Raw genomic sequence first — 17,541 nt, 5'->3', positions numbered from 1 at the left:
TTCCTGAACTTTTTTACTTGTTTCTTGCTCTAATATTTGATGGCGTTATTTCTATACATTCATCATCGTTAATGTAAGCAATCAAATACTCAAAATTTACTTGAATCGGTGGATCAATTTTTAATGCTTCTTCTTTACCACCACTTCCATTACCTCTAAAACTATTTAAACGCTTATTTTTAATAACATTTACTTCTAATTATTGATTCGATGACAACACCAACAATCATTCCTTTATAGACCATTGTTTTCTCTTGGATAAAAATCGCCTCTATCCTTTAAGTGAAACATGGAATACAACATGGATATGCCGTTTTCATTGGATATCATCGATCCGTTAATGCATTTCATTAAATCACCTTTATAAGAAAGATAATCATAGAATCGACGAGAAAAAGTTCCTTTCCCTCTTGTAAGGTTTAAAATTAAATCATTTAATCCAACTAATGATTGGCTCGGCATTAACCAAATTTGCTTTAAATAAGTGTCGTAATACTCCACATTTTCAAGTTCTGCTTTTCTCATTTCAAGGCCATGCGATACGTTATTATTGAATTCAATAAAGATAATGCATTCCAACCTTTCAATCGGTTCCATTTTTTCACCAACAAAACGGTATTCAACATTGGGTCTTGGGACTTCAAATTCGTAACCTTCACGACGCATGGTTTCTACTAAAACAGAAAACTGTAACATTCCTCGTGTTAACACTTTGAAGTTATTAGAGTTTGCTTTTTTTCAATTTTTATTCCTGGGTTAATTTTCGTTTCATGATTAAGTCGATCATATATTTGTGTCGAAGTTTTGTACTGACCTTCTAATCCTGACATCGCTAAGCCATTGACCCCTAAAATAAAAGAAATCTTAGGTTTGTCCATTTCAACTCTCGAAAGAGCCTCTTGATCACTCGTTTCTGCAAGTGAATCACCTAATTCAATCGTATCAATTCTTACTATTATCGTAATATCACCAGCACAAACTTTTTTAACTGGTTTGAACGTTAGACCATCATAAGTAAATAATTGTTTGATTTTAATCGTTGAGTCTTGTTTATCAGCGGATTTTTTAAAGTACGATTTGTTTTTCTCGAGTGTACCTTGATAAAGCCGACCAATGGTTAATAAGCCATAATGATTATTGTATTCTTTTGAATACGCTTGATATAGAGCCGGTAGAGATGTATTATTTTGAAATCGACATCGTTCTATAAATTAATCTAAAACTATTGTTATGCCTTCATTATAAGAATTTAAATCTTTATAAATACGCGATCCCGTGCTGTCCCATAAAGAATAGGAAAGTTAAACTGAGTATCGTTTGCATCAAGATCTATGAATAAGTTATATATTAGATCAAGCAGCAATAAGACCGTATCAACTGTTTTGACAACTCTTTCGGCTTCACTCGAAAAATCAGCATGTCCTGGTGTATCGATATTATTTATTTTTGTATTTTTATAGTTTATGGAACAATTTTTAGAATATATTGTGATACCACGTTCTTGTTCTAAGTCAAATTTATCAATGATTTGGTCATTTGTTTGTGCACTATTAAAATAGTGTTCATGCAATAGTGCATCAACAAACGTGCTTTTACCAACATCGACATGGGCAACTATACCTATATTAATATTCTTCATAGTACTCCTTTTATTATGAACTCGGAGCACTGACATTGTATCGGAACTCCGAGTTAATGTTAGTTTGATTCTTTTTTAGTATTTAGATGTTTTATTCCTGCCACAATGGGACTTTAGATTAAAACATCCACATCGGGTACAGGAGCAATTTTTTTAATAATATCTGAATATGTTTTCATAAAATACTCCTTTCGTCTCTATTAATATAGCATATTTTTAATTTTTTTATTCAATGACGCTTTATGAATTAAAAGAAACTCCAAATTTTACTTGGAGTTTCTTGTCTATCATTTGATTAAATCTTGCCAGTCTTTATGGTCTTGAATTTTTTCAGTGTTCAGATATTTGAAATATGACCGTAAAACTTTTTTCTGTTCCTCATACATTCGATTCCAATTAACCATGAAGTCATCTGTTTCTTTTAATGCATTCATGCTCGCTGTTAAGAAATCTGTAAATACATTCACTTTTGTAATACCTAATGAAACTGCCGTCTGTAAATTTTGTTCACCAGACGATGAACCACCGTGTAGAACTAATGGTATTTCGATTGCGTTTTTAATGGCCTCTAAACGAACAAAATCAATTTCAGGCACACCAACATAACTACCGTGTGCTGTTCCAATTGCAATTGCGAGTGAATCCACCTTTGTTTCTTGATAAAACGATACTGCCTCTTCAACTTCCGTTAATTGAGAATCTCTTAGCTCATGATTTTCATAATTTTCCCCTGATCCTACATGACCAATTTCTGCTTCAACCGTTATATTCAAAGGTCTTGCTAGCTCAACAACTTTCTTTGATATGGCAACGTTGTCATCAAATGTTTCACTTGATGCATCAATCATTACCGAAGTAAATCCACTATGGACGGCTCTTTCAATTGCTTCGTATGTTTGTCCATGATCAAGATGTAGACAAATTGGAACGTTGGCTTTTTCACCATAATAGCGCACTAATGTCGCCATCTCTTCGATACTTAAATCCATTAAATCTTCTTGCGCTTCTGCAAAGCTAATGATTAATGGGCAATTCATTTCATCAGCTACTTCTATTAATCCCTTAATATTTTTTGAACTATAAACATTTGGGGCTGGAATACCAGCTTTCATATCTTTTGCCATTTCTAATATTTTCTTTGAATTTACTAACATTATACAACTCCTATAAATGATAAAATTAAACATATCACAATGGTTACCACTAACACTCTATTAAATGACCATTTCTTTTTGCTCATTAAGTAATGGGAACCAAGGGTATAAACAAGTGGAATTAAACCGACAAATAATTGATCTAACACATCTTGAACAACCATCGTGTTTTCTGGCGAGAACACAATCTCCAAGCTTGTATTAAATGAAATAAAACTAACTGTCATAGCACCAATCATAAATAAGCCTAATGAACTTGCGGCTTTCGTTAATATGTGAATTAAGCCTGATTCATAAACTTTTTCTAAATATGTTGAACCTAACAAATAACCAATTCTTGCATTATAGTATCTTAAAAGGACTGATGGAATATTATAAATTAGTATGAACACAATCGGTGCAAGAACATTTCCTTGCATTCCTAAACCAATTGCGATCCCTGCTGCAATAATTCGTATAATTCCCCAAAATATTGAATCACCAATACCCGCAAGTGGCCCCATTAAACTGGTTTTTACAGCGTTAATTGAATCAGTGTCAAAATCTGGATTTTCTGAATTTTCTTTTTCCATGGAACTGACTAACCCCATGATAAAGGTTGAGAAAGGATGGGTTGTGTTAAACCATACAATGTTTCGATCCATCGCTTCTTTTAATTCTTCCCCTTCATAATATTCTTCTAGGAAAGGTAATACTGAGTACAAGAATCCTGTTGCTCCATGGTTTGCATATCCAAAGGAAGAAAACAGTGTAAATGATCGCCAAAACATTTTGTTAATATTTTTCTCTTCTTGCTTTGTTAATTGGTTTTTAGACATCAAAGAATCCCTCCACTTCATCCTGTTCTACATCAACAGCTTTATTGCTTCCTAGATTTTCATAGCTTTGCATTGCAATTATGTAAACAAGAGCAAAACCAATGACCGCTAAAGCAATTAAAGGTATATTGAAATATGCTGCTAAAACAAAGCCAAGTAGATAGAAAACTGCAAGTTTTTTATCCCACAATAACTTGAGTAACATTGCAAATCCAAGGCCTGGTAGTAATCCACCCGCTACTTGGAAACCATGAATGATCCATTCTGGTGATATATCCATTAAGTGCTTGACAGGTTCTAATCCTATTTTCACTAAAATAGCTGCAATTATACCAAATACCATATATTTTCCAAACCATAAACCATAATGCATTCTAACTATTTCTTTAACTTTACCTTGAGAAGCAAGTTCCTCTTGCTTATTCACAAATAAGCTCATAATTATTCCAGCAACAGTTTCTAATGCACCACCAAATAATCCCAATGGTAATGCAAGAGCCAGTGCCGTTTCCACACCACCTTGAGTTGCTAATGCAAAACTTGCGGACAGTAAGGTTCCAAAAGATGGATTTATAGGTGCTGCCCCTCCAATATTAACTGCCCCCATAAACAAGGCTTCTAACGATGCACCGATAATAATTCCTGTTTGTAAATCATTAAAAACTAAACCAACTAAAGGCGCTACCACAATTGGTCTATCTAACATCGATTGCCCTGTTAACCAGTTACCACCAAACGTTACAAAGAGTACTAATCCCAACATAACTGCTTGCATCGTCGTAATCATACATTGACTCCTTTCAAGTCTCTTTCATTTGAATCTGGTGAGATTTGATGGACCATTTTAACCGACATTTTTTGAATGGCCTTAAAACTCTCCAAATCACTGTTATCTAAATAAAGTGTAGAAAATAATTTGTGCTTCGTTGATAGTTCTTCCCCATCAAATCGACCAACGTTCGCAATATTAATCCGATCAATTGACGTTACATTTTTTAACATTTCATATGCATCAGTAACACTTTTACACAACAACAAGATGTTCATTGAACCAGCGCGTGGATCATTTAAAATGTCACTTGCTTCATCCAAGGATTTAATTAATACGTTAATTCCTTGTGGTGCAGCCATTTTTAAAGATGCTTGTTGTACCTTACTTGTAGCTGCAGCATCATTAGCGACAATAATCCCTTTTATCTTTAAATGCTTGCTCCACAATAGTGCTACTTGACCATGAATTAAACGATCATCAACTCTTAATTCAATCATATACCTTCCTCCTAAAAGAATGATTCTTCTTCCACTTCTTGATTCTCTAAGCGCTCTATATCCATTTGTGAAAAAGCGATTACCTCCTCAATCACAGTGTCATTCAGTGATTGTTGAGTCAAAATACCAATCAACATTGCTAAATTGAATCCACTAATTAAATAAACATCATCTCTATCTAATACACCCTCTTCAATAGCAAGTCTTGTTAAACTCCCTGATTTAAGGTCCGTCAAAATTACTTTCTTTGGGGTCAATGTTAAAAAATCTTTAATCAGTGAACGTGGATCCTCTTCACTCACATAAGCATTAACAAACCTACAGCAATCATAATTGATCTCAAATAAATCAAGGGTTTCTTTCATTCCCACACTCAAATTACCATGACTTAATACCAATACTTGGAACACTCTTTCCACCTCCTTAACTAAAGTATAAAGTATGCGCTTTCATTTTTGACTGGTTTATTGTAATTATTGATGTATAATATTTTTAAAGAGTTCAAGTACGAACGTTTATGAACGTTTTATGATTTAATTGATATAATTTCACAAGGAGGATATGATGCCACATACACGTCAAGCAGGAATTGTTGATTTATTACTACAAAAACAAATTGTACGAGTTAAAGATTTAAGTGAACGTTACCAAGTAAGTCCTCTAACGATTCGAAGAGATCTTGATCAATTAGAAAAAATTGGAATGATTAAACGCTATTATGGAGGAGCGATTTTAGATGAATCGTATGCTGATAGAATGAACATGAGCTCACCGATTTCAAATCTTGGTGAACACCACGAAATCATTAAACACGCACTCGATCTTATTAAACCTGGTGATGTTGTAGCAGTTACCCCCAGTAAGATTCATGAAACATTTTGCTTAATGTTGCCCGATAAGATGGATATAACAGTTATTACTAATTCCATGAATGTTTTTGAGATTATTAAAGATAAATTTTCTCGTGTTATTCTTACAGGTGGATCTTATATGAAGAGTACAAACTCTTTTGAAGGTGAAGAGACTAAAGAAGCCATGCTTCGTCACACCATTGACGTTGCTTTAATTGGTTTTAATGGTATCCAAGACAATACATTATTTACAGGTACAATGATGGAGGCAATTGTTAAGAAAAGTTTAATCGAACATAGCAAGACAAAGGTGGTACTTTTAGAAAAACATAAACAAAATTACAAATCAAACTACAAATTATGTTCCATTGAAGCTATAAATTATGTTGTCTACTCAGAACAAATTCAGCTATAAAAAAAAACGATCATTTGAAATGATCGTTTTTAGATATCCATATGCCTTTCAAATTCTTCTAACACTTTTCGTACTTCATCGGTAGTTTTTGTTTCCATTAATTGTACACGAAGATCACTTGCACCCTTCATTTCGCGAACATATATTTTAAAGAATCTCTTCAAAGGTTTTCTTAAACTTGGCTCTAATTTTACATAGTGATCATAGGTATCAAGATGAAACCTTAATAAGTTTAGCAATTGCTTAGGAGAAGCTTTAAAATTATCTTTTGAAAATGCGTATGGATTATGGAAGATTCCTCTTCCTATCATGATGCCATCGACCCCATATTTTTCATATAATTCCATACCCATTTGGTAATCCATAATATCACCATTAACTGTAATCAAGGTATTTGGAGCTATTTCATCTCTTAACTTCATTATTTCAGGAATGAGTTCCCAATGTGCATCTACTTTACTCATCTCCGTTTTTGTTCTTAAATGAATTGAAAGATTCGCAATGTCTTGTTTTAATAAATGACCTAACCATTCTTTCCACTCTGATGTAGAACGGTGACCTAATCGTGTCTTTACACTGACTGGTAGTCCACCTGCCTTGGTAGCTTGAATTATTTCTGCTGCTTTTTCTGGTCTTAAGATTAAACCTGATCCACGACCGTGTTTAAAAACATTGGGTGCAGGACAGCCCATATTCAAATCAATGCCATCATAACCCATTTTCGCAAGACCAAGACTCATTTCTTTAAAGTACTCAGGGTCATCTCCCCATATATGAGCGACAATTGGCCCTTCATCTTTCTCAAACGTTAAACGACCACGTAAGCTTTCTTTCCCTTCCGTATGACAATAGCTTTCACTATTGGTGAATTCTGTAAAAAACACATCTGGTCGACTTGCTTCACTGATAACCTTTCGAAACACTATATCTGTAACATCTTCCATCGGTGCTAAAACAAAAAAAGGCTTAGGAAGACTTTTCCAAAAATTTTGACTCATACACATTTCCTCACTTTATATTACTGTAAGATTTTATCATTAATTCATCATGCAATGAAGCAATAAACTCTTTTCTATCAAATCAAACGTTTTTCAAATCCACCATCCACAGCCATATTCTTGCTCACGATTATAAAACTTTGTGGATCAAATCTTTTCACCAGACGCCTTAATTCTTTCACTTCAGACTGGGCAACAACGGTAACCAATACCTCAACATCCGTTTTTGTATAAGCTCCCATTCCCTGCCAACACGTAACACCACGATGCATGTCCACAATAATACGGTCTTTCACTTCCATATCTCGCGTAAAAATCATAACACTTGCTTCTAAATTATGTTCATGGAAACGATCCAACCCCTTACCATAAAAATATGCATAAACCAAGGAATAAATTGCTGTTGGAACATCAAACACAATCATACAAATGATATAGATTGTTGTGTTCAGTATTATATAAATTGTTCCGACACTTAATTTATTATACTTTGAAAGATAAAACCCTAACATGTCCAAGCCACCGCTACCACCCTTTACTCTAAACATTAGTGATACACCAAACGACCCCAATGCTGCCGCAATGATAATATTAACAAAAACATCACCAACGATTGGGCTTGACGGCGTTGGAATTACAGAAAGAAAAATGGCTTGTGAAGCAATGCTGACTAAATTTAATAACACAAACTGCTTCGATAGTTTGTTCCATGCAAAAATAAAAAATGGTAAGTTAACAATAATTATTAAAAGACCCAATAAATCAAATCCATCAAATCCTGTAAAGTGGACAATTGCATCTCGAATTAACTGAGCAGTTCCTGTTAATCCCCCATTATAAATATGAGTTGGTACAACAAACCAATTCACAGATAATGCGAAAATACCAGATCCTAGTATAACAAAACCAACTCTTTGTAAGAAGGACATGTTTTTCATTTTTATACCTCCACATCATTTCCATTCTAAACTACATGTATAACCTTAATACATTATACCTTAAGCGTAAAGAAAAGCTAACAATGTGTTAGCTTTTCTCTTATTTTTCTACATTTTCTAAGTGATCAATGAATGCTTTAAGAACCTGACGACTCACACCTTCATAGTCACCCTTTTCGTCATATTGATAGGATACTTTTCCATGGGTTGTCGGGTCTTTAAACCATCCTTTAAATGATGAATGAACTTGATTAATTGAAGTCTTAACCAAAATGGTATCCACATTACTAATATTGACTCCAGCACCAACACAAAGTTCTATTTTTGGACCGTATCGTTTGTGAAGGTCTTTGAGTAAATCGATTCCTTGATCTGCAGTAGGCTTTTGTCCACTGGTTAAAATACGATCAACCCCGCAAACAATTAGTGCTTCAATCGCTTCATATGGATCATTTGCACGATCATACGCACGGTGAAATATAGCTTCCACTTCGTGTTTCTTCGCTAATTCAACAAATTTCTTTGTCGTTTGCACATCAACACTGGCATCTTCATTTAAAAAACCAAAAACGATCCCATCAACACCATGCTTTATCAGTTCTTCTGCATCCCTGAACATAGTTTCTATTTCAACATCATTATAGTAAAATCCACCAGGTCTTGCTCTTAACATGGCAATGATTGGGATATCAACTCTTTTTTTCGCCTCAATTAAAGTGCCAACACTGGGTGTAAGCCCCCCTAAGTGCACTGCATTATTTAATTCAATTCGATGCGCACCTTGTTGCTCTGCAATCAAACAATCTTCAACTGATCCTGCACATACTTCAACTAAATATTTCAATTCAATTCTCCTTCCTTACCATTGCTCCATTAACTCCATCAATCTTATGTTTCTATACCATACTTCTTTTCCTACCGTTTGTTCTTTTAAAATTCCTATGCTTGTTAATTCCTTCAAAATTGTCGTCGCTGTATTTCGACTTATTGACAGATTTTCTCTAAAATATTCATTTTTAGTTATGAAATCATAATATAATACTTCTACAAGTTCTTTAGACTGTCTTTTAGGTAATTGTTCGCCTAAAAGTCTATAGGTTTCATCCATACTTTCATTAACAGCATCAATAAATTCTATTGTAAATATTGCGGTTTCTTCTACTGCCTGTAGCATATACTGTACAAAATATACAATATTTTTTTTATCCTCTTGAACTTTCGAGATTAATGAATAATAGTCTTCTTTATGATTAATAATATATTTGCTGAGATAAAGTACAGGTAGACTTATTTTTTCTTTCAAAGTAAGAAATGCTACGTTTAAAACTCGTCCCGTTCGACCATTGCCATCAAAAAAAGGATGAATTGCTTCAAATTGATAGTGTATTAACGCCATATCAATCAACGGATCATAGCTCGACTTTTCATTAATATACTTTTCTAAATTTTCCAGATAATCACGAATTTCTTTTTCATTTTGTGGTGGCGTGTGAATGACTTCTTTTGTTCTCTCGTTTCTGAGAACCGTTCCTGCTTGATTTCTGATTGCCCCTTTGTTCGGTTCGATAACATGGTGAATTGCAACCATATCATTTGTCGTTAACATCTGTTTTTTTATTACAATTTCGTGAGCCAAGTTTATTGCATCTTTATAATTCAAAACTTCCTTCGCATTCTTATTGGAATTTTCTGAGGTTATACTCTCATAGATTTCATGATAAGTTGTAATTATATTTTCAATTTCCGATGATATTTTCGCCTCACCAATTGTGATAGCATTCAAAATAATTGACGGATTGGGAAGAAGTTTCAAGGCTCCATCTAATTGTCCAATACGATAGTTTGCTTTATTTAACTGCAATAATATCGATGTTGTATTCAAATCAATGTCTAATGGTAAATGAAACATAGCACTATTTCCTCCTTCAATCTACGTAAATACAAAAAGCACATACATTTCTAAATAACAGCATTAAAATTCAGGTATATGTTCATGAACGAGGCGATCACTGAATGCTGTATATAGATCGGCAATTCATGATTAAATTACGTGTTTATTTGGGCACGTTAGCAACTCATGCCCAATTTTTGCATTTTTTTGGGCACGTTAACAACTCATGCCCAAATTTTCCGTTTTTTTGGGCACGTTAACACCTCATAAACAAATCTTATCATATTTTAGAGTCATTAGCAGTTCTTGACTATTTTTACCCGTCTTAACTTTTTTGCTTATATTATTATATTGCGATATAGACTCTAAACCCTCTGGCTGCATAGTATGATGAGGCTCCATTATGGAATACAAATGACGTATTATATCTTTTTTCACAGAAAAGCGCGCCTCCTAGAGAACGAATGTCTTGAGGTGTTTTGATCCAAGATGAGGTTTTGAGGTCGAAATTAAAGTATTTTTGTAAACTTTCGTAGTCTTGTTGATTCAATAAACTTAAATTATACGCCTTAATTGGCTCCATAATATGGCCTACTGGTTTGTTTTTCTTCCTTGCATTTAATGCTGCTTGATCAAAACACAGACTTCTCCGGCCACTTGGACTTTCAATCGCCATATCAATATAAACGACTTGTTCATTAAGCAGAAATAAATTAGGTTCACCACCTGTTTCTTCCATATATGTTAACGCTTCATAAAACTTTGGGTCAGTTTTTAATCTTGATTCGATCGTATTCCACGATATTTGATCTTTAAAATCACTTTCTTCATAACGGTCTTTGAGTACTTCTATTAAGCTCATAGTAAAACCTCCTTATGAATTAATTATACAGTTCACTTTAGCTTTCATAAAGAAGTATGCAAAAAAAAGAACACCGAAGTGTTCTTTTGACAGTTAAAGGTTTAACAATTTAATTCGTGATATAAATTTTGGAAGATGTTAAACTCATCAATATTACTATTATCTAAATTTGTGACAAGTTGTAGATGAAATCTTCCTATAACATCATCATCCAGTCCAATCCATTTTAAATCATCACGCTTAAATATTTTTGCGAGGTCAATGGGTAAGATACTAATCGAATCATAAGCGGCTACGTGTTCAAGTACAACTTCCCAGTTATCATTTTGGTAGGTGATATTGGGGGTAAAGCCTAAAGCTTTACAACGTTTGGGTACTTCTTGCCCAATGGCATAGGCATCAGAAACTAAAGCGATGGATTCTTCTTTAATGTCATCGAATGTTACAGACTGACGATTTGCTAGGCGATGATTCTTTGGTAAAACAATTCCTACATCGTAATAGTAACCTTCAAGTCTTTTAGCATTACTTGCTAATTTAGGATAGTAGATTGGTTCAGAAATTAATGCTACATCTACTTTATCCTGAATCATCATCTCTTGTATTTCTTTTGAACCTCGTTGCACGAAATTCAACTCAACACCTGGATATTTACCAACAAATCCTTGAAATTGTTCCATATAATTAATGGAAGATAGGATGGTGAGTCCAAACTTAATTTTACGTTTAATTCGTAAAGCTTCTGACTTCATAAGCCGGTCAAGGCGATTAATTTGAGCGACAACATCTTTTGCTCCATCATAAAACACCTGACCACTTTCAGTCACAACAACACCCGATTGCGTGCGCTCAATCAGTTGTGTTTCTAGTTTTTCTTCAAGTTGTTTAATATTCCAGCTGAGTGCTGGTTGTGTCATATGTAATGCTTTCGCGGCAGCTGTAAAACTTCCTGTTTCCACAACTGCAACAAAATATCTTAGTTCTCTAATTTCCATAGCGACCCCTTAATTCTATTTGAAGTATTGAATTTTTTCTTTACCTTGATAAGCTCTTAATCCACCTGATGAGAGTGCTTCTAACTCAAATTCACCAGGATAAATATTAAGCGGAGCAATAAACTCAACGCGTTCTTTAATCCAGTTCATGACACGATTTGATCGTGCAAAACCACCGCTAATTACAATTGCATCAACATCGCCTTTAAGGACTGTACTTAATTCACCAATACTTTTGGCGATTTGATAGGCCATTGCTTCTAAAACAATCGCAGCTTCTTCATTCCCTGAATCAATAAGGGCTTCAATCTCTCTTACGTCATTTGTTTTGAAATAAGAGACAAGGCCGCCTTCATGTCTTGTGAGTTTTGTAACCCCTTTCACATCTTCATTGTAGCACAATTGTGCAAAAGGTCTCAAGGGTAATCCACCACTTCGTTCAGGTGAGAATGAACCTTCATCATCCCCAACTAAGTCAATCATTCTGCCTTGACGATGTGCTGTTACTGTGATCCCACTTCCTGCATGGACTACGATAAGATTTAAGGTATCATAAGGAGTATTAGTATCTTCCGCGTGTTTTATGGCAACTGCACGCGAGTTTAACATGTGTCCAATGCTTTTTCTTTCAATTCCTTTAAGGCCTGAAATACGAGCGATATCATCCAATTGATCGACTGAGATTGGGTCATATATATATGCTACACATGACTTAGCCTGATCAACAAATTTTTGAGCGATGGATGCTCCTAAATTTGCTGGATGGAGTACTTCAGAATTATGTAAAAGGTAATCGATGAGTTCATCAGTAACCGCAATCGCCCCTGCATCCACAGGAGGCAGAATACCACCACGACCTACAGCAATCTCGATATCTTCAGGATTGTATCCAGCTTGCTTTATACTTTCGTAAATAGATTCATAGCGATCATCAAGTTGATCAACTAATGTTTTATATTGACTTACTTTTTCACGAGGAATTTTTAAATCTTCTCGGAATAATTCTACTTCGTTATCAAATAGTGCAAACTTCGTTGACGTTGCACCTGGATTTATTGCTAAAATATACATTTTTATTCCTCCCCTGCAATTAAACATGCTAAGAGAATTGAATTAATTTTTTCTTCTCGTTCTGATCCTCTGGATGTTAAGATAATTGGTACTTTTGTTCCTTGAATGACACCAGCCATTTTACCATTCGTAAAGAGTGTTCCTACTTTACCAAGAATGTTTCCACTAATGATATCTGGCGTAATTAAAATGTCAGCATCACCTTGTATTTGACCATCCCATTGTTTGATTTCTGCTGCTTGCTTTGAAACAGCTAGATCTAAGGATATTGGTCCTTCTACGATGGCTTGTCCCCAATTCATTAAACTAAGTTTTTCTGAATCAACTGAGGATTGAATATGAGGATTGGTATGCTCTGCTGCATCAAGTAATGCAACTTTGGGTTCCTTCATTCCCAATGAACGGGCAAGGCTAATACTGTTATCGATGATCCCAATTTTTTGTTCGAAATTAGGATACGGTAACATACCACCATCACTCATAATATACATTTTATCTTTAAACGGAATTTCAACTAAAGCAACATGTGACAGGACTTTTTGTTCGCGAATTCCTGTATCACGTTTAACAACAGCTGAAAGTAAATCGCTTGTTTGAATTAAGCCTTTCATGATTAAATCTACTTCACCATTTTTAGCCATAGAAACAGCAATTTTCGCAGCTTCCTTAGGATCTTTTTCATCGATAATTTCATAATTTGCAATTAATTTATTGCTTTCAATCAAGCCCTTAATTTTCTCTTCATCACCGATCAAGACGGGTTTTATATAACCCCGTCCTTCAACATCAGCGATTGCTTCTAAAGCATTAATTTCATCTGCACAAACAAGTGCTAAGCGACTTTGATTAATTTTATTTCTTACTAAATAAGCTTCTAGTTCTACAAAATTTTTCATAATTTATTCTACCTGAATTCGATAATCTTCGACATCTACAACTGGTTTCATTTCTGTAAATACTTTACGGAATACAATGGCTAAACCGATTGGAACAACCATGAATGCAATAACTGCATTGGCGATATTTCCAAGTGTCCAACCACCTGCTAAGTTAATCGCATTAATGGGTCCAATTAACCCACTAATTCCAAAACCTGCTGACATAGGTGTACCCTGTTGATTCAACAATACAATAAAGATTGCACTGACTGCCGCATTCGCAAGAATCGGAATCATTGTTTTAGGATTCTTCAATACGTTGGGCATCGCCATTTTAGGTGATCCTGCCATAATAGCAATTTTTGTCCCTAGTTCATTGGCTTTCCACCCTGTAATTGCAAGACCAAACGCTGCTGCTGTAATACCAACGTTCGCTGCTGCTGATCCAACACCTGATAAATTAACAGCCAGAGCAATACCAACTGTTGATAGGGGTGATACAATCATCATCGCAAATATCATTGATACTAAGATTGACATTAGCATCGGCTGCAAATCGAGTAAGTTACTGATTAAGACTGCTACTGCACCTGTAATCATCTGGACATAAGGTAATGTTAATACACCAATTCCTCCAGCAACAATCATGACAACTGTTGGCGTTAATAACATGGCATAAGCTTTAAACTTATGCGCAATAGCAAGAATGATGATTACAGCAATCGTTGCTGTTAGGGTCATGTTGATAATGTCACCACTTCCCTTTAAAATGAAGCTTCCTTCTTCACCAATCTTCCATGCGCCAGATGCCAAGGCTGTCGCCATCCCAACTGAGGCTGTTTGAATTGGTGTAAACTTAAACATCATTGATACAGCAACCCCCACAACAACACCCATTAACGTCATAGCAAATGCGTTTGCCGTTAAAATAAACTGACCTTGTGGAAAAATAGGTAATAATGCTTTAAAAATTTCGTTTAATAATGCACCTGGAATTAAGACAACAACTGATCCAATAGCGACTCCGTTAAGAATCTTCATTGTAAAGCCTTTTTCAAAGATTTTGTTCTTCATAAGGTTCCTTTCTAGAGATGAATTGGCAGTCCCATTGCAAGTTCAGCAGTATCCATAATCATTTCAGAAAGACTTGGATGTGTGTGAATGATGAGTGTTAAATCTTCAACGGTTAATTGAGTTTCAATCGCCATTGTTAGTTCTGTTAACAACTCACTTGCTTGTGCACCGACAATTTCAGCACCGACGATGAATTTACTGTCTTCATCGACTGTTATGCGGACAAATCCTAATGTATCGTTCATCGATAATGCACGACCATTGGCTGCATATGGGAATTTATAGGCTTTTGCTTTGATTCCTTCTGCTTTTGCTTCTTTAACATTCATACCTACCACAGCAATTTCTGGGTTGGTATAACTAACGGATGGAATGACTGTATAGTCAAATCCTGCTGCATTCCCAGCAATAACATCCGCAACAACTTTTGCTTCATAACTTGCTTTGTGTGCAAGAGCTGGTCCAGCAATAACATCACCAATCGCAAAGATATTTGATACATTCGTACGGCCTTGATCATCCACAAGGATGAGACCTTTATCATCAACTTTGACACCAGCATATTCTAAGCCAATATCATCTGTATTAGGTCTACGACCAACCGTTACTAACACATAGTCCGATTCGATTGTTTCTGTTTTACCGTCTTTACTGTAATCGACTTTAACATTTTCTTTTGATTGAACTGCTTTTTCAGCTTTTACGTTAGTGTGAATCGTTGCGCCTTGTTCTTTGAATTTATTAACAACAAATGAACTTAAATCTTTATCAAAGATCGGTAAGATATTATCTGCACCTTCTAAGATTGTAATTTCAGTTCCAAGATTAGCAAATACACCTGCTAATTCACAACCAATATATCCACCACCAACAATTGTCATTGTTTTAGGAACTTCGTTCAGTTCTAAGGCTGCGGTTGAATCAAGAACACGTTTACCAAATTTAAATCCTGGGATTTGAATTGGACGACTTCCTGTTGCAACTATCGCATTTTTAAAGTCAAAGGATAAGACGTCGTTTTCACGAACAACACGAACTCTTTCTTCTGACATAAAGTGTGCTTCTCCTTGAACAATTTCAATTTTGTTCTTTTTAAGAAGTGCAGCGATACCGCCTGTTAAGCCTTTAACAACACTATTATCTTTCCATTCAATTGCTTTTTTCATGTCAAATTTAGCTTTGCCATAATCCAATCCGAATGGTGTTTTTTCTTTTGTTTTCGCAAATTCACTTGATGCATGGATCATTGCTTTTGAAGGAATACATCCAACATTCAAGCAAGCTCCACCAATTGAATCTTTCTCAACAATTGTTACTTTTTGTCCTAATTGGGCGGCACGGATGGCAGCAACATAGCCACCCGGTCCACTTCCAATAACGATTAAATCTACTTTTTTTGCAAAATCTCCAACAACCATTTCTATCCCTCCAACACGAGCTTGTTTGGATCGCTCAATACTTTCTTCATGTGGTCTAAGGCTTCCTGAGCTTCGACACCATCAATGATTCTATGGTCAAAGGTAAATGATAATTTCATGAATGGAGCAATTTCAACAGTCATATCTTTGGTTACATAAGTATCCATTTCAATACGAGCTGTTCCTAAAATTCCAACTTCAGGTGCATTGATGATTGGTGTTGAATAAACACCATCAGCGGACATTCCACCCACGTTTGTGATTGTGAATGAACCGTTTCTCATGCTATCCATTGGTAATTTTCCTTCACGAGCAAGACGAGCATTTTCTTCAATTTCTTGTGAAATTTCGAATAAGTTTTTCTTATCTGCATCTTTAATGTTTGGTACATATAAACCTTGTTCTGTGTTTGTTGCGACACCAATGTTAATTTGATCACGATAGACAATTTCGTCTGTAGTTGTATCAACCATTGAGTTAAAGATTGGGTATTTTTTCAACATTGTCACTGCTGCTTTTACAAAGTATGCAGTATATGTTAACTTAACACCTTGTTCTTTTGCATAGAATTTGTACTCATCACGGTGTTCCACAAGTTTTGAAACATTGATTTTTGTGAACACTGTAACACGTGGAATTGTTGATGTTGATTGAACCATTGCATTCATCGTTGCACGACGCATTGGACTCATTTTCTCACGGCGTAATCCTTGAGCATCAATCTTAACGGGTGCTGGCGCTGGTGCAGCTTGTTGAACTGGAGCACTTGCGACAGTTTCTTCAACTTCTTGTGTTGTTCCACCTTGTAAGAATGTGTCGATATCTTCTTTTGTAACAGTATTGTTTTTACCTGTTGGTGTTACTGCACTGATATCAACATTTTTTTCTCGTGCATATTTTCTAACTGAAGGAATTGCACGAGCTTTTCCTTGTTTAACAGGTGCAGTTGTTGGTTTTTCTTCAACTTTTTCTTCAACAACTTCTTTCGCTGTTTCTGTTTCTTCGCCTTCTGGCATATCACCAGCTTCGACTTCAATTTCTAAAAGTGTTTCTCCTACTTTCGCAACAACTCCTGCATCGACTAAGATGCTTTTAATTGTTCCTTTTACAGGGGATGGTACCTCGATTGTTGTTTTATCATTTTGGACTTCGAATAAAGGTTCATCGTTGCTAACTGTGTCACCTTCTTTGACATGCCACATCAAGATTTCACTTTCTGTGATTCCTTCTCCTAAGTCTGGTAAATTAAATTTAAAGTTCATATTTCCTC

At 35.2% G+C, this 17,541-nt stretch carries 20 protein-coding genes and 1 pseudogene; 1 reads left to right on the top strand and 20 read right to left on the bottom strand.

Translation table 11 applies throughout. From position 1 onward, the window contains the following. Window positions 1–13: 13 nt before the first annotated feature. From GVV10_RS09585 to GVV10_RS01705, 9 genes and pseudogenes are all read right to left on the bottom strand, one after another. Window positions 14–187: pseudogene (locus GVV10_RS09585) on the bottom strand (hypothetical protein); the annotation flags it as partial. Between the two features lie 47 nt (window positions 188–234). Further along, a complete protein-coding gene (locus GVV10_RS01740; protein ID WP_159518930.1) occupies window positions 235–696 on the bottom strand; it encodes a large ribosomal subunit assembly factor BipA in 462 nt (153 codons plus the stop codon). Between the two features lie 8 nt (window positions 697–704). Then, window positions 705–878, bottom strand: coding sequence for a hypothetical protein (locus tag GVV10_RS01735; RefSeq protein ID WP_159518928.1), 174 nt, complete (start codon window positions 876–878; stop codon window positions 705–707). Window positions 879–1,249: 371 nt separating this feature from the next. Further along, window positions 1,250–1,639 (bottom strand): GTP-binding protein, encoded by a 390-nt coding sequence (locus GVV10_RS01730; protein WP_159518926.1) that lies wholly within the window; start codon window positions 1,637–1,639, stop codon window positions 1,250–1,252. A gap of 287 nt (window positions 1,640–1,926) precedes the next feature. After that, entirely contained in the window at window positions 1,927–2,793 is an 867-nt protein-coding gene (locus tag GVV10_RS01725; RefSeq protein WP_159518924.1) for a class II fructose-bisphosphate aldolase, read from the bottom strand. Beyond that, window positions 2,793–3,611, bottom strand: coding sequence for a PTS system mannose/fructose/sorbose family transporter subunit IID (locus tag GVV10_RS01720; protein WP_159518922.1), 819 nt, complete (start codon window positions 3,609–3,611; stop codon window positions 2,793–2,795). The genes GVV10_RS01725 and GVV10_RS01720 overlap by 1 nt, the downstream gene beginning before the upstream one ends. Further along, the gene (locus tag GVV10_RS01715; protein ID WP_159518920.1) at window positions 3,604–4,398 is read right to left on the bottom strand and encodes a PTS mannose/fructose/sorbose/N-acetylgalactosamine transporter subunit IIC; all 795 of its coding nucleotides are present in this window, start codon (window positions 4,396–4,398) and stop codon (window positions 3,604–3,606) included. Before GVV10_RS01715 ends, GVV10_RS01720 begins: the two co-directional genes overlap by 8 nt. Continuing rightward, window positions 4,395–4,880, bottom strand: a complete 486-nt coding sequence (locus GVV10_RS01710; protein WP_159518918.1) for a PTS system mannose/fructose/N-acetylgalactosamine-transporter subunit IIB — start codon at window positions 4,878–4,880, stop codon at window positions 4,395–4,397. The genes GVV10_RS01715 and GVV10_RS01710 overlap by 4 nt, the downstream gene beginning before the upstream one ends. 11 nt (window positions 4,881–4,891) lie before the next feature. Then, entirely contained in the window at window positions 4,892–5,290 is a 399-nt protein-coding gene (locus tag GVV10_RS01705) for a PTS sugar transporter subunit IIA domain-containing protein (RefSeq protein ID WP_159518916.1), read from the bottom strand. Window positions 5,291–5,444: 154 nt separating this feature from the next. Between GVV10_RS01705 and GVV10_RS01700 the strand changes: the two genes are divergently transcribed. Beyond that, window positions 5,445–6,146 carry a DeoR/GlpR family DNA-binding transcription regulator gene (locus GVV10_RS01700; protein WP_159518914.1) on the top strand — a complete coding sequence of 234 codons (702 nt, stop codon included), beginning with the start codon at window positions 5,445–5,447 and terminating at the stop codon, window positions 6,144–6,146. A gap of 29 nt (window positions 6,147–6,175) precedes the next feature. Here the strand turns inward: GVV10_RS01700 and GVV10_RS01695 are convergent, their stop codons facing one another. The 11 genes from GVV10_RS01695 to GVV10_RS01645 form a co-directional block, all read right to left on the bottom strand. After that, a complete protein-coding gene (locus GVV10_RS01695; protein WP_159518911.1) occupies window positions 6,176–7,144 on the bottom strand; it encodes a tRNA dihydrouridine synthase in 969 nt (322 codons plus the stop codon). Window positions 7,145–7,221: 77 nt separating this feature from the next. Then, a complete protein-coding gene (locus GVV10_RS01690; protein WP_236261844.1) occupies window positions 7,222–8,082 on the bottom strand; it encodes a YitT family protein in 861 nt (286 codons plus the stop codon). A gap of 100 nt (window positions 8,083–8,182) precedes the next feature. Further along, window positions 8,183–8,926, bottom strand: coding sequence for a copper homeostasis protein CutC (locus GVV10_RS01685; protein ID WP_159518909.1), 744 nt, complete (start codon window positions 8,924–8,926; stop codon window positions 8,183–8,185). 15 nt (window positions 8,927–8,941) lie between these two features. Then, on the bottom strand, window positions 8,942–9,991 hold the full coding sequence (locus tag GVV10_RS01680) for a Fic family protein (RefSeq protein WP_159518907.1): 1,050 nt from the start codon (window positions 9,989–9,991) through the stop codon (window positions 8,942–8,944). A 328-nt stretch (window positions 9,992–10,319) separates the two neighbouring features. Further along, window positions 10,320–10,835: a DUF4256 domain-containing protein gene (locus GVV10_RS01675; protein WP_159518905.1), complete on the bottom strand. Its 516-nt coding sequence runs from the start codon at window positions 10,833–10,835 to the stop codon at window positions 10,320–10,322. A 101-nt stretch (window positions 10,836–10,936) separates the two neighbouring features. After that, window positions 10,937–11,830 (bottom strand): LysR family transcriptional regulator, encoded by an 894-nt coding sequence (locus tag GVV10_RS01670; RefSeq protein ID WP_159518903.1) that lies wholly within the window; start codon window positions 11,828–11,830, stop codon window positions 10,937–10,939. Window positions 11,831–11,845: 15 nt separating this feature from the next. Next, window positions 11,846–12,901, bottom strand: coding sequence for a butyrate kinase (gene buk, locus GVV10_RS01665; protein WP_159518901.1), 1,056 nt, complete (start codon window positions 12,899–12,901; stop codon window positions 11,846–11,848). Window positions 12,902–12,903: 2 nt separating this feature from the next. Beyond that, a complete protein-coding gene (locus GVV10_RS01660; protein ID WP_159518899.1) occupies window positions 12,904–13,797 on the bottom strand; it encodes a phosphate acyltransferase in 894 nt (297 codons plus the stop codon). A gap of 3 nt (window positions 13,798–13,800) precedes the next feature. Continuing rightward, window positions 13,801–14,853: a PTS transporter subunit IIC gene (locus GVV10_RS01655; protein WP_159518897.1), complete on the bottom strand. Its 1,053-nt coding sequence runs from the start codon at window positions 14,851–14,853 to the stop codon at window positions 13,801–13,803. Between the two features lie 11 nt (window positions 14,854–14,864). Continuing rightward, on the bottom strand, window positions 14,865–16,271 hold the full coding sequence (gene lpdA, locus GVV10_RS01650) for a dihydrolipoyl dehydrogenase (protein WP_159518895.1): 1,407 nt from the start codon (window positions 16,269–16,271) through the stop codon (window positions 14,865–14,867). A 2-nt stretch (window positions 16,272–16,273) separates the two neighbouring features. Then, entirely contained in the window at window positions 16,274–17,533 is a 1,260-nt protein-coding gene (locus GVV10_RS01645) for a dihydrolipoamide acetyltransferase family protein (protein ID WP_159518893.1), read from the bottom strand. Window positions 17,534–17,541: the final 8 nt, after the last annotated feature.

The organism is Erysipelothrix urinaevulpis (assembly GCF_009828835.1).
GTDB classification, from domain to species: domain Bacteria; phylum Bacillota_I; class Bacilli_A; order Erysipelotrichales; family Erysipelotrichaceae; genus Erysipelothrix; species Erysipelothrix urinaevulpis.
This window is presented reverse-complemented; position numbering and strand designations above follow the sequence as displayed.